The 19,943-nt window shown below is 70.2% G+C and carries 20 protein-coding genes and 1 riboswitch; of the genes, 14 read left to right on the top strand and 6 right to left on the bottom strand.

Features of this window, described 5'->3' with window-relative positions; genetic code table 11:
- The first annotated feature begins 16 nt into the window (after positions 1–16).
- Complete coding sequence (locus tag AC5RUW_RS02230) at positions 17–208, top strand: hypothetical protein (RefSeq protein WP_494006211.1); 192 nt, start codon at positions 17–19, stop codon at positions 206–208.
- A gap of 241 nt (positions 209–449) precedes the next feature.
- Here AC5RUW_RS02230 and AC5RUW_RS02225 read toward each other — a convergent pair whose 3' ends face one another.
- Complete coding sequence (locus tag AC5RUW_RS02225; RefSeq protein ID WP_494159193.1) at positions 450–674, bottom strand: hypothetical protein; 225 nt, start codon at positions 672–674, stop codon at positions 450–452.
- Between the two features lie 170 nt (positions 675–844).
- Between AC5RUW_RS02225 and AC5RUW_RS02220 the strand changes: the two genes are divergently transcribed.
- Positions 845–1,624, top strand: coding sequence for a GAF and ANTAR domain-containing protein (locus tag AC5RUW_RS02220; protein WP_494159192.1), 780 nt, complete (start codon positions 845–847; stop codon positions 1,622–1,624).
- 42 nt (positions 1,625–1,666) lie between these two features.
- On the opposite strand, the gene ald is transcribed toward AC5RUW_RS02220, so the two are convergent.
- Together ald and AC5RUW_RS02210 are read right to left on the bottom strand one after the other, a co-directional pair.
- Positions 1,667–2,782 (bottom strand): alanine dehydrogenase, encoded by a 1,116-nt coding sequence (ald, locus tag AC5RUW_RS02215; protein ID WP_494159191.1) that lies wholly within the window; start codon positions 2,780–2,782, stop codon positions 1,667–1,669.
- A gap of 123 nt (positions 2,783–2,905) precedes the next feature.
- Positions 2,906–3,376: a helix-turn-helix domain-containing protein gene (locus tag AC5RUW_RS02210; RefSeq protein WP_494159190.1), complete on the bottom strand. Its 471-nt coding sequence runs from the start codon at positions 3,374–3,376 to the stop codon at positions 2,906–2,908.
- A gap of 101 nt (positions 3,377–3,477) precedes the next feature.
- Here AC5RUW_RS02210 and AC5RUW_RS02205 point away from each other — a divergent pair, with 101 nt between their 5' ends.
- Positions 3,478–4,650, top strand: a complete 1,173-nt coding sequence (locus AC5RUW_RS02205; RefSeq protein WP_494159189.1) for an alpha/beta hydrolase — start codon at positions 3,478–3,480, stop codon at positions 4,648–4,650.
- Here AC5RUW_RS02205 and aceB read toward each other — a convergent pair.
- Both aceB and AC5RUW_RS02195 read right to left on the bottom strand, forming a co-directional pair.
- Entirely contained in the window at positions 4,632–6,230 is a 1,599-nt protein-coding gene (aceB, locus tag AC5RUW_RS02200; RefSeq protein WP_494159188.1) for a malate synthase A, read from the bottom strand. The genes AC5RUW_RS02205 and aceB overlap by 19 nt on opposite strands.
- 280 nt (positions 6,231–6,510) lie before the next feature.
- The gene (locus tag AC5RUW_RS02195) at positions 6,511–7,119 is read right to left on the bottom strand and encodes an RNA polymerase sigma factor (protein WP_494159187.1); all 609 of its coding nucleotides are present in this window, start codon (positions 7,117–7,119) and stop codon (positions 6,511–6,513) included.
- Positions 7,120–7,306: 187 nt separating this feature from the next.
- On the opposite strand from AC5RUW_RS02195, the gene AC5RUW_RS02190 reads away from it, so the two are divergent.
- Genes AC5RUW_RS02190 through AC5RUW_RS02170 form a run of 5 tightly spaced genes read left to right on the top strand, consistent with a single transcriptional unit; the run spans position 7,307 to position 9,675 of the window.
- Positions 7,307–7,825: an Asp23/Gls24 family envelope stress response protein gene (locus tag AC5RUW_RS02190; protein WP_494159546.1), complete on the top strand. Its 519-nt coding sequence runs from the start codon at positions 7,307–7,309 to the stop codon at positions 7,823–7,825.
- 43 nt (positions 7,826–7,868) lie between these two features.
- On the top strand, positions 7,869–8,048 hold the full coding sequence (locus AC5RUW_RS02185) for a hypothetical protein (RefSeq protein WP_494006202.1): 180 nt from the start codon (positions 7,869–7,871) through the stop codon (positions 8,046–8,048).
- Positions 8,045–8,437: an Asp23/Gls24 family envelope stress response protein gene (locus AC5RUW_RS02180; protein WP_494159186.1), complete on the top strand. Its 393-nt coding sequence runs from the start codon at positions 8,045–8,047 to the stop codon at positions 8,435–8,437. Before AC5RUW_RS02185 ends, AC5RUW_RS02180 begins: the two co-directional genes overlap by 4 nt.
- Entirely contained in the window at positions 8,434–9,030 is a 597-nt protein-coding gene (locus AC5RUW_RS02175) for a DUF6286 domain-containing protein (RefSeq protein ID WP_494159185.1), read from the top strand. The genes AC5RUW_RS02180 and AC5RUW_RS02175 overlap by 4 nt, the downstream gene beginning before the upstream one ends.
- Before the next feature lie 21 nt (positions 9,031–9,051).
- A complete protein-coding gene (locus AC5RUW_RS02170) occupies positions 9,052–9,675 on the top strand; it encodes a hypothetical protein (protein ID WP_494159184.1) in 624 nt (207 codons plus the stop codon).
- On the opposite strand, the gene cycA is transcribed toward AC5RUW_RS02170, so the two are convergent.
- Positions 9,672–11,183 carry a D-serine/D-alanine/glycine transporter gene (gene cycA, locus AC5RUW_RS02165; RefSeq protein WP_494159183.1) on the bottom strand — a complete coding sequence of 504 codons (1,512 nt, stop codon included), beginning with the start codon at positions 11,181–11,183 and terminating at the stop codon, positions 9,672–9,674. The genes AC5RUW_RS02170 and cycA overlap by 4 nt on opposite strands.
- Positions 11,184–11,475: 292 nt before the next feature.
- A riboswitch (glycine riboswitch) is annotated at positions 11,476–11,576 on the top strand.
- Between the two features lie 148 nt (positions 11,577–11,724).
- On the opposite strand from cycA, the gene gcvP reads away from it, so the two are divergent.
- From gcvP to AC5RUW_RS02135, 6 genes are all read left to right on the top strand, one after another.
- Positions 11,725–14,571 (top strand): aminomethyl-transferring glycine dehydrogenase, encoded by a 2,847-nt coding sequence (gcvP, locus tag AC5RUW_RS02160; RefSeq protein ID WP_494159182.1) that lies wholly within the window; start codon positions 11,725–11,727, stop codon positions 14,569–14,571.
- A 10-nt stretch (positions 14,572–14,581) separates the two neighbouring features.
- Positions 14,582–15,709 carry a glycine cleavage system aminomethyltransferase GcvT gene (gcvT, locus tag AC5RUW_RS02155; protein WP_494159181.1) on the top strand — a complete coding sequence of 376 codons (1,128 nt, stop codon included), beginning with the start codon at positions 14,582–14,584 and terminating at the stop codon, positions 15,707–15,709.
- A 71-nt stretch (positions 15,710–15,780) separates the two neighbouring features.
- The gene (gene gcvH, locus AC5RUW_RS02150) at positions 15,781–16,158 is read left to right on the top strand and encodes a glycine cleavage system protein GcvH (protein ID WP_494159180.1); all 378 of its coding nucleotides are present in this window, start codon (positions 15,781–15,783) and stop codon (positions 16,156–16,158) included.
- A gap of 31 nt (positions 16,159–16,189) precedes the next feature.
- Entirely contained in the window at positions 16,190–17,605 is a 1,416-nt protein-coding gene (locus tag AC5RUW_RS02145) for an L-serine ammonia-lyase (protein ID WP_494159179.1), read from the top strand.
- Between the two features lie 137 nt (positions 17,606–17,742).
- Positions 17,743–19,290, top strand: coding sequence for an alanine/glycine:cation symporter family protein (locus AC5RUW_RS02140; RefSeq protein ID WP_494159178.1), 1,548 nt, complete (start codon positions 17,743–17,745; stop codon positions 19,288–19,290).
- Positions 19,291–19,412: 122 nt separating this feature from the next.
- A complete protein-coding gene (locus tag AC5RUW_RS02135) occupies positions 19,413–19,889 on the top strand; it encodes a DUF4383 domain-containing protein (RefSeq protein WP_494159177.1) in 477 nt (158 codons plus the stop codon).
- Positions 19,890–19,943 lie beyond the last annotated feature (54 nt).

The raw sequence follows: 19,943 nt of genomic DNA, 5'->3' as shown, positions 1-19,943 counted from the left end.
AAGGGGCAGTATCACCATGGGGGAGCAGGAAGACGTAGTCCTCGCAGCCGACACCGGCGATCTCGGAACGGCTCTCGGCTGTTCCGAAGACCAGGTGCTTGATATGTGTGAAATGGGAATGGTGGCATCGCGCGGCGAACTGTGGGATGTCGCCTCGGCACGGAGCTATCTGCGGGATGCGGCCTGGGCGGACGGCCTCTGGGAGTAGTCCGCCGCGGAGCCGGCAGACGTAGGGCGGGCACCTGAAAAGTGAATAGGCAAGCAAGCAAAAGACCATGGAACCCGGGCCCCTGCTTCGGCACCAGGCCTGCGGTGTAACCCAGGATTTCAAGACTTGCGCTGCGTCGGCCGGCCGTGCTGGGATCCGACCCACGCAGCGCAGCGGCGGGGTGCCGGCCAAGCCCCCGCCACGGAAGGACCTGCCGTATCCCCCTGCGGCGGGTCCTTCCTCACATCCGGGTATCGTCGGCCGGCCCGCGGCCGGGTGGCTCCGGCGTCGGAAGGGGATCCGCGGCGAGGCGTCGGATGATGCCGATCAGTTCGGAGCGCAGGAGAATCTCATCCTCCGGGGCCAGTGCCGGCGCGGCACTGCATCGCTCCTCAGCGGCGGCGGCTACGTAGGCGGCCGCCGAGAGCAGGCGCGGGGAATAGCCCACCGGATACGGCGGCTTCATGGTTGCCCGGGGGCGGACGGGGCGGGGATGGGGGCTGATAAACGCGTCAAGGGTGCTTCCTCTGCAGCAGGCAGGAACCACGGCCGCGTCTTGACCGGTGCTTATCGTATGATCATTCTTTCCTGACACCAATTCTGGACCCTGATGGTCCGCGGGAAGGCCTGCTGATCATGATGGATTCCAACGCGCGTGATCGGGCCCTGCCCTCATCGGAGAAGGACGGGGAGGCCCGCCAGGCGGCCGCGGCGGCGCTGCAGGACCTGCTGGTGGATTCTGCCGACGTGATCGGGTTCCTGCAGGAGCTGGCCCGCCTGAGCGCATCGGGTTTCTCCTGCCGGGGCACCGTGTACTGCGGCATCACCCTGCAGCGCGCGGTAGCCGCGGAATACACCGTGGCCAGCAGCAGTGACACCGCCCAGGGCCTCGATGAGGTCCAGTACGACTTCGGTGACGGTCCCTGCCTGCATGCGCTGCGGACCGGCGAGGAGGTGCTGGTGGCGGATACCGTGCTCGAAAGCCGCTGGCGCAACTACACCGCGCACGTCACAACGCTGGGGGTGCGCTCGGTCTTCAGCCTGCCGTTGGCCCTTGAGGGCCGGGCCAGGGCGGCGCTCAATCTGTACGCGACGGAACCGGGGTTCTTTGATCACCGGTTCCGGCACGCGGCCCGCGCCTACGCGGAGCAGGCCTCGCAGGCCCTGAAACTCGCGGTGCGGATGGCGACGCAGGTGGGCACGGTCGCCGACCTCCAGGCCGTGCTGGCCTCCCGGACCGACATCGACCTCGCGGTCGGCATCGTCATGGGCCAGAACCGCTGCGGACAGCAGGAAGCATTCGATGTCCTCCGCCGGGCCTCCAATGCGCGGAACCTGAAGCTGCGGGAGATCGCCGCGGAAGTCGTCCAGCGGTACAACGGAGCCCCGGCGCAGACCCACTTCGAGAACGCGTAGGGGCGCGGGCGCCGCAGCCCGCACCTCCTGCGCACCACGGCCCTATGCCGGGAGCAGCTGCTTCCAGTGGGCCAGTTCGAGGCCGTGGGCTTCGGACACCGAGTGGTGCATGACCTGCCCGTCCGCGGTGTTCAGCCCCTGGGCCAGCGCCGGGTCCGCCTCGAAGGCGGCCGGGACGCCCTTGTCGGCGAGGGCGACGGCGTATGGCAGCGTGACGTTGGTCAGCGCGTAGGTGGAGGTGTTGGGAACCGCGCCGGGCATGTTTGCCACGCAGTAGAACAGGGAGTCATGGACCCGGAACGTCGGGTCCTCGTGCGTGGTCGGGTGGCTGTCCTCGAAGCAGCCGCCCTGGTCGACCGCGATGTCCACGAGCACGCTACCCGGCTTCATCCGGGCGACCAGGGCGTTGGTGACCAGCTTGGGGGCGCGGGCGCCCGGGATCAGGACGGAGCCGATGACCAGGTCGGCGTCCAGCAGGGCCCGTTCAATCTCAAAGGCGTTGGACGCGACGGTCTTGATACGCCCGGCGTACTGGGCGTCCAGCTCGCGCAGCCGGGCAATGTTGATGTCCAGCACCGTGACGTCGGCGTGGGCGCCCACGGCTCCGGCGACGGCGTTGGTGCCGGCCACCCCGGCGCCCAGGACCACGACCTTGGCCGGACGGACACCGGGCACCCCGCCCAGCAGCAGTCCCGGACCGCCGGCAGGACGGGTGAGGCACTGCGCGCCCACCTGCACGGAGAGCCGCCCGGCCACCTCCGACATGGGTGCCAGGAGGGGAAGCGTGCGGCCCGTCTGCACGGTCTCATAGGCGACGGCGGTGACGCCCGCGTCGAGCAGGGCCCGGGTCAGCTCCGGCTCGGCAGCGAGGTGCAGGTAGGCGAACAGCACGAGGCCGGGCCGGAAGTGGCGGTACTCCGAGGCCACCGGTTCCTTGACCTTCAGCACCATGGCGGAACGGGACCAGACGTCATCGGCTGTTTCCGCGATCTCCGCGCCGGCCGCGGCGTATTCCCCGTCGCTGATCTGGGACCCCGCCCCGGCTCCCGACTCGATCAGCACCCTATGTCTGCGGGTGGTAAGTTCATGCACTCCCGAGGCCGTGATGGCCACCCGGTATTCGTTGTTCTTGATTTCCCTGGGGACGCCGATGATCACGAGACCTCCATTGGTCGACAAATGTGGGGCGGATCACGCCCGTCAGACCAGCATAGGTCGCCGCAGGCCCGGGAGCCATCAGGCCGGAACCGCGCTGCGCGGGGTCCCTTCGGCAGGAGCCGGTCAGTCGGCTCCCGTCACGGCCCGGCCCGGGGCCTGCCGGGCTTCCTTCGCGAGGCGCTGCTGCTCCAGCCATGCCTGGATGTCCTCCATCCGGATGCGCCGGTGCGAGCCCCGGTATTCCACCGGGATGATCCCGGCGTCGGTGAGGTTGCGCAGGTAGGTGTGCGAGATGCCCGCCGCGGCGGCAGCCTGCGAGGTCGTCAGCAGGGGAGAGGGCACGGCTGCGGCCTGTGCGGCGGGCCGGGCGCCGGCGTTTTCCAGGCTCCTGCCGGCATGTGCGTCGGCGACGGTTACGGCGGCCCCGCGGGCGAGCCGCGCCAGCAGGTCGAGCACGGCGTCACGGGCCTCCGGCGGCAGCCGCAGTGCCGTTCCGTCGACAAAGACCGTCACGTCCCCGGCGTCCAGGGCCCGGGCGAGCGCCGCGGCCTCTTTCTCGGGCAGCGGCTGCGTGGTCCGCGAAGTGGAGTCCATCGGACCATCTTGCCAAACCGGAACGGCGCATTGCGGGCGCCTCACCGGAAACGTGCCCGGCGTCCTTTGGTGCCTGCCCGGCTGCGTGCTGCAATGGAGGCATGGCCAACCGCAGGACTGCAGGACCCCGTCCCGCCGCCCCGCCGGCCACCGCCGCGCAGCCTGCGGCTGAGCCTGCCCGCTGGCGGCCCGACATCCTCGGCCCCGGCTTCGAGCAGCTGACCCTGCACCTTCCAGAGGATCGGATCGCGACGCTGGTGCGCCGGCAGCCGGATCCGGAGGACACCCGAACCCCGCGGATGGACGTCCTGTACGTGCACGGCTGGTCGGACTACTTCTTCCAGAAGGAACTGGCACAGTACTGGGTCGACGCCGGCGCGCGGTTCTTCGCCCTGGATCTGCACAACTACGGGCGTAGCCTCCGGCCCGGGGACACCCCCGGCTTCGTCACCGACCTGGCCGAATACGACGCCGACATCGCCGCGGCGCTGCAGGCCATGGGCCGCAGCGATCCGGGCCGGGGGCGGGCAGCCGGACCTCCGGTCGGTGCCGGCGGGCCGGAGGCCGCGGCGGACCTGCCGCTGGTGCTGCTGGGCCATTCCACCGGGGGCCTCACGCTGAGCCTGTGGGCGGCCCGTCATCCGGGCCGGGCAGCAGCGCTGATCCTCAACAGTCCCTGGCTGGAGTTCCAGGGCGCCGAGCTGGGACGCCGGGCGATCAGCCCGCTCATCAACCTGGAGGCTGCCCGGAATCCACGCGGGACCCTGCCCGCCGTGGACTCGGGGAACTACTCCCGGGCCGTTTCATCGGCTTTCGGCGGGGAATGGCATTACAACACGCAGTGGCGGCCGGTCCGCGGCTTCACGGCGACGACGGCGTTCATCCACGCGGTGTTCCGCGGCCAGGCGGCGGTGGCCCGGGGCCTGCACCTGGACCTGCCCGTCCTGGTCCTGCTCTCCAGCCGCAGCTACCTGCAGCCGCGCTGGTCGCCCGAGGTTCGCACTTCCGACGTCGCCCTGGACGTGAACGTGGTGGCGCACCGGGCCTTGTCGCTGGGCAACACCGTCACCATCATCCGCGTCCCGGGCGCGATGCACGATGTCTTCCTGTCGCTGCCGCCGGTACGGGCGGACGCCTACGCGGCGATCAGCCGCTGGGGGGCCGGCTACCTGCCCCCGGAAAGGGAGCAGGCCGCCGGACCGCCGCGCTGGCTGCGCGGGCTGGCCCGCCTGCGTGCCCGGGCCGGCCGCGCGGTTCAATCGATCAGTTCGTAGGCCGGCAGGGTCAGGAAGTCCGGGTAGTCCTCGGAGAGGCTGATGGACCCGATGAGCCGGCTGGCCGGCTCGTAGTACCGGCTGAACATCTCCTCGGACACTTCGCCGCGCAGCCGCTCGGTCTCCTCCGCCAGCAGGCGCCGGACGAGGTCTTCGGTGACGGTCTCCCCGGTGTCTTCGAGCACCACGGCGTTGCGCACCTGCTGCCAGACCTGGGAACGGGAGATTTCGGCGGTGGCGGCGTCCTCCATCAGGTTGTGGATGGCCACCGCGCCGTTGCCCGAAAGCCAGACGGCGGTGTACGCCACTGCCACATACAGGTTGGAGCGGAGGCCCGCTTCCGTGATCGAGCCCTCAGCGGTGGTGACGTCGAGCAGGTCCCGCGCGGTGACGGACACGTCCTCGCGCAGCCGATCCACCTGGTTCGGCTTCTCGCCCAGCACGCCGTCGAACACCTCCAGGCAGGTGGAGACCAGGTCCGGGTGGGCCACCCAGGAACCGTCGAACCCGTCGGTGGCCTCGCGGGTCTTGTCCGCCTTGACCTTCTCGATGGCGGCGGCGGTCACCTCGGGTTCCCTGCGGTTGGGAATGAAGGCGGCCATGCCGCCCATGGCGAAGGCGCCGCGGCGGTGGCAGGTCTTCACCAGCAGCTCCGTGTAGGCGCGCATGAAGGGCGCGGTCATGGTCACGTCGGCCCGGTCCGGCAGCAGGAAATCCTTTCCGGCATCGCGGAAGTACTTGATGATGCTGAACAGGTAGTCCCAGCGGCCGGCGTTGAGCCCTGAGGCGTGGTCGCGCAGCTCCCAGAGAATCTCCTCCATCTCGAACGCGGCCGGGATGGTCTCGATCAGGACGGTCGCGCGGACCGAACCGTGGGGCACGCCGACGTACTCCTCGGAGAAGGTGAAAATGTCGTTCCACAGGCGGGCCTCAAGGTGGCTTTCCATCTTCGGCAGGTAGTAGTACGGCCCCTGCCCGTTCTCCAGCAGGCGGGCGGCGTTGTGGAAGAAGTGCAGGCCGAAGTCCACCAGCGCGCCGATGCCCTCCCGGCCGTCCACGCTGATGTGCTTCTCGGGCAGGTGCCAGCCGCGCGGGCGCATGACGACGACGGCGAGCGGCGCGTCGGTGCGCAGCGCGTATTCCTTGCCGTCGGACGAGGTGAAGGACAGGTCACCCCGTGCGGCCCGGTAGAGGTTGACCTGGGAGTCGACGGCGTTGTGCCAGGTGGGGGTGGCGGCGTCCTCAAGGTCGGCGAGCCACACCCGGGCGCCGGAGTTCAGCGCGTTGATCGCCATCTTCGCGGGCGAGGCCGGCCCGGTCATCTCCACCCGGCGGTCCTGCAGTGCGGCCGGGGCCTCGGCCACCTTCCAGTCCCCGCTGCGAACCTCGGCGGTTTCGGGCAGGAAGTCCAGCTTGCCGGTGGCGGCTACGTCGGCGCGGCGCCGGCCGCGGGCCGCCAGCAGCTCGTCCCGGGTGCCCCCGAAGCGGCGGTGCAGCTCCTCCACGAAGGCCAGCGCCTCTTCAGTGAGGATCTGATCCGCGCCGTCGGCGGGCCGAAGGTCGGTTGTCTCGATGGCCATGCGTGTTCCTCCTTGGATGGGGCTGGGGCTCCGGGACCGTGCAGCGGGCCGGAGGTTCAGCTGGGGCTGTGGTGGCAGGCGCTCCGGTTCCGACCGGAACACCTACTTTCACAGTGTGGAATTTAAGACCGCGAATTTGAAAACTGGTGGTCTCATTATGCTGTCCGTCACAGGCGAGGGCAACCGTGCGGGCCCAGGGCAGGTCACACAGGGCAGGTCACACAGCGGCGCCGACCCCGGCGGGCCGCGCACAGGGGCAGCCGCCGCCCGCGCCGTGCGGTCACCGCCAGGCGACCATGGCTTCGGCGAGTTTTTCCCGGGCCCGGGCCAGCCTGCCCCGCACGGCGTGCGGACTGATGTGCAGCGCGCTGCCGATCTCCCGGTAGCTCTGCTCGTGGAGCTCACGCAGCAGCCAGCACGAGCGCAGATCCTCCGGCAGCGCCCGCAGGGCAACGGCCAGGTCCAGCAGTTCCGCCGCTGTCTCGGCGGTGCGGTGGGGATCCATGTCCGGCTGCCCGGATCCGATGAGGGCGCTGCCCAGGTCCGCCGCGTCGACCGCCTCCTCGGGATGGGAGCTGCGGCGGCGCAGCACGTCCCGGGACTTGTTGGCGGCGGTGCGGTACAGCCACCCGCCGAAGGCGCCGGGCGTTTCCAGCAGGGGCAGGGCACGCCAGCCGGCGGCGAGCGTCTCCTGCATCACGTCTTCGGCTTCACCGGCGTCGCCCAGCATCCGCAGCGCCAGGCGGTGGATCCGGCCCCGGTAGGCCAGGACCAGGAACTCGAAGGCGGCGGCGTCGCCGGCCTGGGCCAGGGCGACGACGGCCGCCTCCTCCAGGGCGGTGAAAGCAGCCGGGGCGCCGGGGTGCTCCGGCCGGCGGGCAACGGTCACGTCGAACCCCCGTCCGAACGGCCGGTGCCGTTCAGGACCGATTTTCCCACCGCCGCCACGGGGGAGGAATAGCGGGTGCGCCGTCGTCGGGCATTAACGGCAAGTTCACGCGCCGGCCGTGACGAAGCCCCGCGGCGTGCGTCTTTAAGGACGTCAAGGTGCGACGAACAGGCAGGAGATGAGTTCCATGGCCGATGTGTCGAGGAACCAGGCGGGATCCGTGGCCGCCGAGCAGAAGAACCCGGTGGAAACCGATGTCCCGCCGCAGGAATCCCAGCGGGTGTCCGGGCCGCTGCATACCCCGCGCGGTGACACCACGATCGAGGAGACGGTGGTGCAGAAGCTGGCCGGCATCGCCACCCGGGAAGTGCCCGGTGTCGCCGCGATGGGCGGCGGTGCCCGCCGTGCCCTCAGCGCCATGACCGAGCGCATCCCCGGGTCGCAGACCAATGTGGCCAACGGCGTCAGCGTCGAAAAGGGCGAACGCCAGGCGGCGGTCGACGTGAGCATCGTCGTGGAATACGGATACTCCATCGTCGAGGTCAGCCAGGCCATCCGCCGCAACGTGATCCGTTCCGTGGAGAACGCCACCGGGCTGGAGGTCCTGGAGGTCAACGTCAACGTCTCGGACGTGCACCTGCCCCAGGACGACGACGACGGCGGCAGCGGCGACGACAGCCGGCAGGGCTCCACCCGTCTCGAATAGGAGCCCGGGCACCGGATTCGAAAGCAACGATAGGAGAAATGCCATGTCCGCAACGCGTTGGTGCCTGGCCGTCGGCCTGGTGCTGGGAATCGTCCTGGCCTTCGGGGGATGGCTGGCGTTCCTGCTGACCATCCTGTTTGGACTGATCGGGCTGCTCGTCGGGCTGGCGGCGGACGGGCGGCTGGACCTGCAGTCCCTGTTCGGCAGGGCGTCGAGCAGATGACGGCCCAGGCGCCGCGCAGGCCGCGCCCGGTCGAGGAACGGGGAGCCACACGGATGGCCCGCCAGGTGCTGGAGAAGATCGCGGGGCAGGTCACCGCGGATGAGACCGCCGCCGGCGGCGGAAGCGGCGGGTTCATGGGCTTCGGCTCCGCGGCGGACCTCTCCGCGCGGCCAAAGACCTCCGTGGAGCTGGCCGGCAACATCGCCAGCCTGCAGGTGGAGGTGGGCATGCCGTATCCGGTGCCGCTGCGGGCCGAGGCTGACCGGCTGCGCGGCCGCCTGACCGCCCGGATCGGGGAGCTGACCGGCGTCGAGGTGCGGCAGGTGGACATCCTGATCCGCTGGCTCCAGCCGCCGCGTGCGGACGGCCCGCGCCGGAGGCTGCAGTGAGCGCGGAGGCGCCGGGGCAGCTGAACCTCCGCCGGCGCCCCAGCCGGACCCTCCCGGCGCTGATCACCTCGCTCCTGCTGCTGGCCCTGGCGGTGGCGCTGTGCTGGGTGGCCGTGGAACGGCTCCTCCAGGGCCGCTGGCCGCAGGTCCTGCGCAGCGGCACGCGGGAGGCGTCGGAGACCATGTGGAACGAGCCGGCGGCCTGGATCGTGGGCGCGTCCCTGGCCGTCCTCGGGCTGGTCCTGCTGCTCTGCGGACTGATTCCCGGCGGTTACCGCACCCTGCCGGTGCGCATGCCGGCGCGCAGCTCCGGTGTTCAGGACGCGGCCGTTTCCGGTTCGGGCGGCGCCGCCGCGGTGATCTCGCGCCGTGGAACGGCCCGGCTCGCGGCAGCGACCTGTGAACACATCGACGGGGTGTCCTCGGCCTCCGCGACCGCGGGGGACCGGACGGTGCGGGTGGCGGTGCAGACGGCCCTGCGGGACACCGCCGATCTGCAGAACTGGGTCGCCGACGGAGTGCGGTCCCGGCTGGAGGCCTCGGGGCTGGATCCGGTGCCCGAGGTCCGGGTGGACGTGCGGTCCACGGCGTGATGCGGCGGAAAGGACAAGGACATGCGTGAGCATCCCGGGGCGGCCAACCGCACCTGGCTGACCCTGCTGGGGCTGCTGGGCCTGGCGGGGGGCATCTGGATCCTGCTGCTGGCATCGGGCGCGGCGGACGGCGCCAGCGGCGGCGCGGCGGGGCGCCCGCAGGACCGGGCAGCCCCCGGCCTCGGCAGCTTCACGGAGGGCTCCGACTGGCTGCCCTGGGCCGTGCTGGCCGCCGGAGTGCTGCTGGGCCTGCTGGCGCTGTGGTGGCTGATGGCCCAGATCCCCCGGCGTCGGCCCGGCAGCCGGTTCCGGCTGCAGGAGAACCCCGCCCGCGGCATCACCGTGATCGATCCGGCCGTCCTGGCGGGTGCTGTTGAGGAGCAGGCCGGCCAGGTGGCCGGTGTCGTCGGCTGCGACGCGCTGCTGCGCGGCACGGCCGAGGAGCCGGACCTGGCCCTGCGGCTGACCGTGAACTCACGGGCGGACATCCAGCAGGTGCTCCGCGAGGTGCAGGACCGCCTGGTGCCGGACCTGGCGGCGGCCCTGGAGACGCCGCTGCACTCCCTGGGCATCCTGGTGGAGGTGTCCGGACAGCCGGCGAAGGCGGGCACGACCGTGCCCGCCAGCGGCACCGTGGTGTACTAGCCGGGCTGCTGCCCGACGGCGGCCAGCGCCGCGCGCTCGGCGCTGCGCTGTGCCCTGAAACCGGCCACCCGGGCGCGGTGTTCCGGGCGGCGGCGCATCACGGCGTACACCACGCCCAGCAGGAGGAACCAGATGGGCGTGACCAGCAGCGCCTGCAGGGTGTCGGGCTGGGTGGTCAGCGCCCAGAGCAGGAACACGAAGAAGGCCAGCACCAGATAGACCATGCCGACGCCGCCGGGCAGCTTGAACGTCGATGCCGCGTGCAGGTGCGGGCGGCGCCGGCGGTAGGCCAGGTAGCTGACCAGGATCAGCGTCCAGACGAACATGAAGCACAGCGCGGAGATGGTGGTGACCAGCGTGAAGGCCGCGCTCACCGAGTCGCCGGCGTAGAGCAGCACGACGCCGGCGAGCAGGAAGGTGCAGGAGAAGAACAGGGCGTTCTGCGGCACCTTGCGCCGCGACAGCCGGCCGAACGCCTTGGGCGCGTCGCCCTCGTGCGCCAGGCCGTACACCATGCGCGAGGTGGAATAGATGCCGGAGTTCGCCGAGGATGCGGCGGAGGTCAGGACCACGAAGTTGACCACGGCCGCGGCGGTGCCCAGCCCGGCCAGCGCGAACATGCCCACGAACGGGCTCTCGTCCGCGCTGAATCCCGTCCACGGGGTGACCGCCATGAGGATGGCCAGCGCCGCAACGTAGAAGAGCATCACGCGGATCGGAATGGAGTTGATGGCCTTCGGCAGGTTCTTTTCCGGATCCTTCGTCTCGGCGGCGGCGGTGCCCACCAGCTCGATGCCGACGAAGGCGAACACGGCGATCTGGAAGCCGGCCACGAAGCCCATGGGCCCGGTGGGGAAGAAACCGCCGTGCGCCCACAGGTTGGTGAAGGAAGCCTCGCCGGAGTCGGAGCTGAAGCCGGAGAAGATCATCACCAGGCCCACCACGATCAGGGTCAGGATGGCAATGATTTTGACCAGGGCGAACCAGAACTCGGTTTCGCCGAAGGCCTTCACGGTGGGCAGGTTCAGCGCCACCAGCAGCAGGATGCAGGCCAGGGCCGGAATCCACAGCGGGGCGTCAGCCCACCAGAACGTCACGTAGTGCGCAATCGCGACCACATCCGCGATGCCGGTGACCACCCAGCAGAACCAGTACGTCCAGCCGGTGAAGAATCCGGCCCACGGGCCGAGCAGATCGGCGGAGAAGTCGGTGAAGGACTTGTAGTTCAGGTTGGACAGCAGCAGCTCGCCGAGGGCCCGCATGACGAAGAACAGCATGAACCCGATGACCATGTACACGAAGATCACCGACGGGCCTGCCACCGAGATGGTCTTGCCCGAGCCCATGAACAGGCCGGTGCCGATCGCTCCGCCGATGGCCAGCAGCTGGATGTGCCGGCTGGACATGGAGCGGGCCAGCCCGCTCCCGCCGCCCCCGCCGTCGTCCGTTCCGGAGCCGGGAACAGCCGGGGTGGATGAAGGGGAGATGGAGGCGGTGCGGTCAGACATGGAGATCTTTCTTCTAGGCGCAGCCGGAGCGGACGCGTCCGCTCGGCCGAGGCCGCCGCCCGGGGAGACCGGGGGATGCGGCGCCGCCGCCGACCCTTGAAAGTCTGGGAGTCCGCGCAGGCGATGTCAAAACAGGAGCGGGCCGCTCCCCGCCCCGAGTCACCGGGCGCGCGGCGCCTCCGCGCGCGGAGGGAGGGCACCCCGCCGCTTGTCACGGGCCGAAACCGCCTTGCTGCGGCCGGGGGTGCGGGCTAGAGTTTCGTAGCGTAGAACACAATTGAAAATGCCGTTATCAGCCGCGGCGGGAGAGCCCGCCGGAGCATCACATCCGTCGGCGCCGTAGGAGCAAACCCTCCCCGGGAATCTCTCAGGCACCGGTACCGCCGCAGCGAGGCAACTCTGGAAAGCAGCCCGGCCCAAGGCCGTGCTCACCGACGGTGCAAGCGGGCCTCACCCGCGGAATCTCTCAGGTCCAATACAGAGCGGGGAGGAGCCGGCTGCCCGCCGGCATGCCCTCATCCTGCCTGCCCCGGAGTTGAAGATGACTGCCCCCGCCGACACCCCCGCCGCCTTCGTCGACCGCCACATCGGCGCCGACGCCCCGGCCACCGAGACCATGCTCAAGGCCGTCGGCTACGACAGCCTGGACGCGCTGGTGGACGCCGCCGTTCCCGCCGCCATCCGCCAGGACGCCCCGCTGGTGCTCGGGCAGGCCCGCAGCGAGGAGGAGACCCTCGCCGAGCTGCGCGCGCTCGCCGGGAAGAACCGCACCGCCGTGCAGATGATCGGGCAGGGCTACTACGGCACGCACACTCCGCCGGTGATCCTGCGCAACATCGTCGAGGACCCGGCCTGGTACACCGCCTACACCCCGTACCAGCCGGAAATCTCCCAGGGCCGGCTCGAGGCGCTGCTGAACTTCCAGACCATGGTCCAGGACCTCACCGCCCTGCCGATCGCCAACGCGTCGCTGCTGGATGAAGCCACCGCCGTCGCCGAGGCCGTGCTGCTGATGCGCCGGTCCAACAAGAAGAAGGCGGACGGAAAGATCGTCCTCGACGCCGAGGCGTTCCCCCAGACCATCGCCGTGGTCGAGGGCCGGGCCCGGGCGCTCGGCTTCGACGTCGAGGTCGCCGACCTCTCCGCCGGCCTGCCCGAGGGAGAGATCACCGGCGTCGTGCTGCAGCAGCCCGGCGCCTCCGGCGTCGTCCGTGACCAGGCGCCCCTGATCGCCGAGGCGAAGGAACGCGGCGCCATGGTCACCGTCGCCGCCGACCTGCTCGCCCTGACCCTGCTCACCCCGCCCGGGGAGCAGGGCGCCGACGTCGCCGTCGGCTCCGTGCAGCGCTTCGGCGTCCCGCTGTTCTTCGGCGGCCCGCACGCCGCGTACATGGCCGTGCGCAAGGGCCTGGAGCGCTCGCTGCCCGGCCGCCTCGTCGGCGTGTCCAAGGACGACGCCGGCACCCCCGCCTACCGGCTGGCACTGCAGACCCGCGAGCAGCACATCCGCCGCGAGAAGGCCACCTCCAACATCTGCACCGCCCAGGCGCTGCTGGCCATCACCGCCTCCATGTACGCCGTCTACCACGGGCCCGAGGGTCTGCGCGCGATTGCCCGGCGCACCAACGACCGGGCCCGTACCCTGGCCGCGGCCCTTGTGAAGGCCGGACTGGAACCGCTGCACGAGACGTTCTTCGACACACTGACCGTGCAGGTTCCCGGCCGCGCCGCCGAGGTCCTGGCCGCCGCCCGGGAGCGCGGCATCAACCTGCGCTCCATCGACGCCGACACCGTGGGCGTCTCCTGCGACGAGACCACCACCGAGGCGGTGCTGGCCGACGTCGCCGCCGCGTTCGGCGCCGGCGAGCCCGGCCCGGCCGACGCCGCAGGGTACGAACTGCCCGACGCCCTGCTGCGCACCTCGGACTTCATGACCCACCCGGTCTTCTCCGCCTACCGCTCCGAGACGCAGATGCTGCGCTACCTGCGCCGCCTCTCGGACCGGGACCTGGCCCTGGACCGCACCATGATCCCGCTCGGCTCGTGCACCATGAAGCTGAACGCCACCGCCGAGATGATGGCCATGACCTGGCCGGAGTTCGCCACCATCCACCCCTTCGCCCCCGAGGAGCAGACCGCCGGCTGGCGTGAGCTGATCGAGGGCCTCGAAGCGAAGCTGGCCGAGATCACCGGCTACGACGCCGTGTCCATCCAGCCCAACGCCGGCTCGCAGGGCGAACTGGCCGGCCTGCTGGCCATCCGCGGCTGGCACCGCTCGCGCGGCGACGTCCAGCGCGACATCTGCCTCATCCCCGCCTCGGCGCACGGCACCAACGCCGCCTCCGCCGTCCTGGCCGGGATGAAGGTCGTGGTGGTCGGCACCGCCGACGACGGCGCGATCGACCACGCCGACCTGCGCGCCAAGATCGACGCGCACCGGGAGAACCTCTCGGCCATCATGATCACCTACCCCTCCACCCACGGCGTCTACGACGACGACGTGCGCGACGTCTGCGACGCCGTCCACGAAGCCGGCGGGCAGGTCTACATCGACGGCGCCAACCTCAACGCCCTGGTCGGCCTGGCCAAGCCGGGCGAGTTCGGCGGCGACGTCTCGCACCTGAACCTGCACAAGACCTTCTGCATCCCGCACGGCGGCGGCGGCCCGGGCGTCGGCCCGGTCGCGGCCCGCTCCCACCTGGCACCGTTCCTGCCCGGCAACGCCGCGGCCTGGGACGGCGGCGAGGACATTCCCGTCTCCGCCTCCCGCTACGGCTCCGCCGGCGTGCTGCCCATCTCCTGGGCGTATGTGAACCTGATGGGCGGGGAGGGCCTGACCCAGGCCACCAAGAGCGCCCTGCTGGCCGCCAACTACGTCGCCGCCCGGCTGAACGAGCACTTCCCGGTGCTCTACACCGGCAAGGGCGGTCTGGTGGCGCACGAGTGCATCCTTGACCTGCGCGAACTGACCGCGAAGACCGGCGTCACCGCGGAAGATGTCGCTAAGCGGCTCATCGACTACGGCTTCCACGCTCCCACCCTGTCCTTCCCGGTGGCCGGCACCCTGATGGTCGAGCCCACCGAGTCCGAGGACCTGGGCGAGCTGGACCGCTTCATCGACGCGATGATCGCCATCCGCGCCGAAATCGACCAGGTGGCCGCCGGCGAGTTCCCGGTCGAGGAGTCCCCGCTGCGCCGCGCCCCGCACACCGCGGCCGCCGTCGTCGCCAACGAATGGACCCGCCCGTACCCCCGCGAGCAGGCCGCCTTCCCGGTGCCCGGGCTGCGGATGGACAAGTACTTCCCGCCGGTCGGCCGGATCGACGGCGCCGCCGGCGACCGGAACCTGGTCTGCTCCTGCCCGCCCATCGAAGCCTTCGAGAACTAGGAGCGCTCCCGTGACCGACAAGACCACTGCGCTGTATGCACAGCACCAGGCCGCCGGCGCGTCCTTCACCGACTTCGGGGGCTGGCAGATGCCGCTGAAGTACAGCTCCGAGCTCGCCGAGCACCGTGCCGTCCGCGGGGCCGCCGGGCTGTTCGACCTCTCGCACATGGGCGAGGTCCGGGTTTCCGGTCCCGAGGCCGGTGCGTTCCTGGACTACGCGCTGGCCGGAAAGCTCTCCGGCGTGAAGGTGGGCAGGGCCAAGTACTCGCTGATCACCGACGCCGACGGCGGCATCATCGATGACCTGATCAGCTACCGGCTGGCCGACGACGAATTCCTGGTGGTGCCCAACGCCGGCAACGCCGCGGTGGTGGCCGGCGAGCTGGCAGCCCGCGCCGAGGACTTCGACGTGGCTGTGGAGGACGAGTCCGCCAATACCTCGCTGGTGGCAATCCAGGGCCCGAAGGCGGAACAGATCCTGCTGCGCCTGGTTCCGGCCGCCACGCAGGAGACGGTCACCGGCATGAAGTACTACGCCGCGGCCCCGGTGCCCCTGGAGCTCGCGGACGCCGGGGCAGCCGAGCTGCTCGTGGCCCGCACCGGCTACACCGGCGAGGACGGGTTCGAGATCTACGTGCCCAACGCACAGGCCGCCGCCCTTTGGTCCGCCCTGCTGGCCGCGGGAGCCGACGACGGCCTGGTGCCCGCCGGGCTGGCCTGCCGCGATTCGCTGCGCCTGGAAGCCGGGATGCCGCTCTACGGAAACGAACTCAGCCGGAACCTGGACCCCTACGCTGCGGGCCTGGGCCCGGTGGTGTCGCTGGCCAAGGAGGGCGACTTCGTCGGCCGCGCCGCCCTGGAGAAGCTCTCCGGAAGCGAACCGGCCCGGAAGCTGGTCGGACTGAAGGGTGCCGGACGCCGCTCGGCGCGCTCCGGCTATCCGGTGCTCGCCGACGGGCGCACCGTGGGCGAGGTAACCTCCGGTGCGCCGAGCCCGACCCTCGGCTACCCGATCGCCCTCGCCTACGTGGACGCCGCGCTCGCCGAGCCGGGCACCGCCGTCGAGGTTGACCTGCGCGGCCGCCCCGAGGCATTCGAGGTCGTCGCCCTGCCGTTCTATCGGCGCGACCGCTCCTAGACTCATACCAGCGCCTGCTCCCACGGCGGCGTTCCCCGATCCCTCCGCACCCTTTCGAAAGGCACCCACCAATGAGCAAAGTCGATTCCTCCCTCCGCTACTCCGCCGAGCACGAATGGGTGGACAGCTCCTCGCCCGTGAAGGTCGGGATCTCCGCCGTCGCCGCCGACGCCCTGGGCGATGTGGTCTACGTTGACCTGCCCGCCGTCGGCGACACCGTGACCGCCGGCGAGACCTGCGGCGAGGTGGAATCCACCAAGTCGGTCTCCGACCTGTACGCCCCGGTCTCGGGCGAGGTCGTGGAGATCAACCAGGAGGCCATCGACAACCCGGCCCTGCTGAACGAGGACCCGTACGGCGCCGGCTGGCTGTTCACCGTGAACGTCACCGCCGAGGGCGAGCTGCTCTCCGCCGAGGAGTACGCGCAGAAGAACGGCGGCGAGCTGTGAGCTGCCGCCTTTCCGGCGGCGGAGCGTAACCATGGCCGTCGGCGTTTTTGACCTGTTCTCCGTGGGGATCGGACCTTCGAGTTCCCACACGGTGGGCCCCATGCGGGCCGCCGCGGCCTTCGCCGCGGAACTGGCCGACGCCGGTGTCCTGCCTGCCGTGGCCGGGCTGCGGGTGGACCTGTACGGGTCCCTCGCAGCGACCGGCCGCGGACACGGCACCATGACCGCCGTGCTGCTCGGGCTCGAAGGCTTTGCGCCCGAGCTGATCCTGCCCGGGCAGGTGGACGAGCGGCTGGCCGACATCTCCGCCACCGGCAAGCTGCGGCTCGGCGCGGAGCTGACCGGCGCCGGCGGCGTCGTCCTGGCCTACACGGCCGAGGACATCATCCTGCACCCGCTGACCATCCTGCCCCGGCACACCAACGGCGTGAAGTTCGCTGCGCTCGACGCCGGCGGGGCCGTGCTGCACGAGGGCACCTGGTTCTCCGTGGGCGGCGGCTTCATCGTCCGTGACGGCGAGGAGGACGCCGCGGCGGCGGAGCTGGAGTCCAGCAAGGCGCAGCTGCCCTACCCCTTCCGGACCGCCGCCGAGCTGCTGGCACACTGCGAGGCCGGCAACCTGTCGATCAGCCAGGTGATGCTGGCCAACGAGATGGCCTCCCGCACCGAGGCCGACATCCGCGCCGGCCTGCTGCACATCCGCGACGTCATGGAGGAGTGCAAGAACTCCGCCATCAGCCGCACGGGGCTGCTGCCCGGCGGGCTGAACGTCCGCCGCCGGGCCCCGGCCTGGCACACCCGGCTGCGCGCGGAGGACCCGACCCGGGATCCGAAGTTCTGGCAGGAATGGGTCAACCTGGTGGCCCTGGCCGTGAACGAGGAGAACGCCTCCGGCGGCCGGGTGGTCACCGCCCCCACCAACGGCGCGGCCGGCATCATCCCCGCCGTCCTGTTCTACGCCACCCACTACGGCCCGGGCATGGAGGGCGCGACGCCGGCGGAGCGCGACGACGTCGTCGTCCGGTTCCTGCTTGCCGCCGGCGCCGTGGGGGTGCTGTACAAGGAGCAGGCTTCGATCTCGGGCGCCGAGGTGGGCTGCCAGGGCGAGGTGGGCTCGGCGTCGTCCATGGCCGCCGCCGGGCTGGCCGAGATCCTCGGCGGCACGCCCGCCCAGGTGGAAAACGCCGCCGAAATCGCGATGGAACACAATCTGGGGCTCACGTGCGATCCCATCGGCGGGCTGGTGCAGGTGCCCTGCATCGAGCGCAACGCGATCGGTGCGGCGAAGGCGGTGAACGCCGCGAAAATGGCGCTGTGGGGCGACGGCGACCATCGGGTTTCCCTCGACGAAGTCATCATCACCATGCGCGAAACCGGGCGCGATATGAGCGACAAGTACAAGGAAACCGCCATGGGTGGGCTGGCCGTGAACGTCGTGGAGTGCTGACGTCGGGAGGCCCGGCAGCGCACCCCCTCCTTCTGTGATTTGTGTTACTCCTGTGATTTAAGCAAGGCTATAGGCCACGAAAGTCAGCCTGCTTATTAAACCGGAGGTTCCGCATGGTTCCCAGCGCATTCGCACCCATGGCATCGGAATCCGGGGGTGGCTGGCTGGCTTCCGTGGACAGCGCCGTCAATTCGTTCTTCGAGCCGATCGCCGCGCTGTTCAACGCCGTCGTGTTCGTGCCGCTGACCATCGGAGACTTCAGCTTCCCGCTGGTCGTCGCCTGGCTGATCATCGCGGGCATCGCCTTCACCTGCTACTTCGGCTTCATCCAGTTCCGGGGCCTGAAGATCACCGCCGAGGTGGTGCGCGGAAAGTTCTCCACCAAGCGGGACCCGGGCGAAGTGCCGCATTTCCAGGCATTGACGTCCGCATTGTCCGGCACGGTCGGGCTGGGGAACATCGCCGGCGTCGGCGCCGCGATGGCACTCGGCGGGCCGGGCGCAACCTTCTGGATGGTCCTCGCCGGCCTGCTCGGCATGGCGACCAAGTTCGCCGAGTGCACCCTGGGAGTCAAGTTCCGGCAGGTGCACGAGGACGGCAGCGTCAGCGGCGGGCCGTTCAAGTACCTGCCCGTGGCCTTCCGGCGCTTCGGGCATCTTCCCGCCAAGGTCCTGACCGGGATCTTTGCGGTGGCGATCCTGCTCTTCGGCGTCGCCGGCGGCAACATGTTCCAGGCGAACCAGACCTTCGCCCAGGTCCGCAACGCCACCGGCGGGGAGAACGGGTTCCTGGGGTCCGACGGCGCCGCCCTTGCCTTCGGCCTCGTCCTGGCCGTGCTGGTGGCCGTGGTGATCCTCGGCGGCATCAAGTCCATCGGCGCGACCACGTCGCGGCTGGTGCCCGCCATGGCGGCGCTCTACATCGTCGCCTGCGCGGCGGTGATCCTTGTGAACATCGACCAGATTCCCGCAGCGGTCGGGGCCATCATCGAGGGGGCCTTCCGGCCGGAAGGATTCGCCGGCGGCGTCCTCGGCGTGATGATCATCGGCTTCCAGCGCGCGTCCTTCTCCAATGAGGCCGGGGTGGGATCGGCGGCCATCGCGCACTCCGCGGTGAAAACCCGCCGCCCGGTCAGCGAAGGATTCGTGGCCATGGTGGAGCCCCTGGTGGACACGGTCCTCATCTGCACCATGACGGCCCTGGCCATCATCATGGCGGGAGCGCCCAGCCTGCAGTCCGGCATCGACCAGGTGCAGGCCGGCGGCGACGCGCCCGACGGCGTCATCCTCACCTCCGACGCGTTTGCCACGGTGCTGCCCTGGTTCCCGATCATCCTGTCCGTCGCGGTCGCACTGTTCGCCTACTCCACGCTCATCACGTGGTCCTATTACGGGCTTAAGGCCTGGGAGTACCTTTTCGGGAGGGGGCGGCGCCGCGAAATCGCCTACAAGGTCATTTTCCTGACCTTCACCGTGGCGGGCTGTGTGCTGTCCTTCAGCCAGGTCATCAGTTTTACCGACGCCACGCTCTTTATCTGCGCCTTTGTGAACCTGCTGGGCGTGTATTTGCTCCTGCCGGTTGTCAAACGGGAAATGAAGGCTTACCTGGCGGACCGGAAGGCGGGGCGGCTGGAGATCCTCGGCATCGAAGACGAGGAGATCGAGGAGGCGCGCCCCCGCGGATGAAGGTCACCGGATCGGGGCGGTGCGGCAGTTGGTGCAGCAGGGGCGGATGTGCAATCTGATAGTAAGTGTGCTTATGATGGTGCACCAGACTTCGTAAAACCCACGAGAGATTGGACAGGCATATGACTTCTCCCGGAACCGGCGGCGTCGAAACCCGCAGCCGTACCAACGTCCAGAAGGCAGCCCTCGCCTACGGTGTGGTTTTCCTTCTGGTGGGCATCATGGGATTCATTCCCGGAATCACCACAAACTACGAGGCACTGAGCGGTGCAGGACATCATTCCGGCGCATTGCTGCTGGGTGTTTTCCAGGTGTCGATTCTGCATAACGCCGTGCACCTGCTCTACGGAGTCGCAGGCCTGGTCCTGGCCCGCACGGTGGGCGGAGCCCGCAGCTTCCTGCTCTGGGGCGGTGCGGTGTACCTGGTGCTGTGGATCTACGGCCTGGTCGTCGACCACGACTCCTCGGCCAACTTTGTGCCGCTGAACAATGCCGACAACTGGCTGCACCTGTTCCTCGGCGTGACCATGATCGGCCTGGCCCTGCTGCTGACCCGCGACCGCGGACCCGCCGGGCGCCAGGTGGGCCACAACGCCTAGCCGGTTTGCCCGCAGGCGGCGGGCAGCGGTGGAATGAAAGGGGCGGCCGGCTGG

The sequence above is a fragment of the Arthrobacter sp. Y3222053 genome, from assembly GCF_059092805.1.
This window is presented reverse-complemented; position numbering and strand designations above follow the sequence as displayed.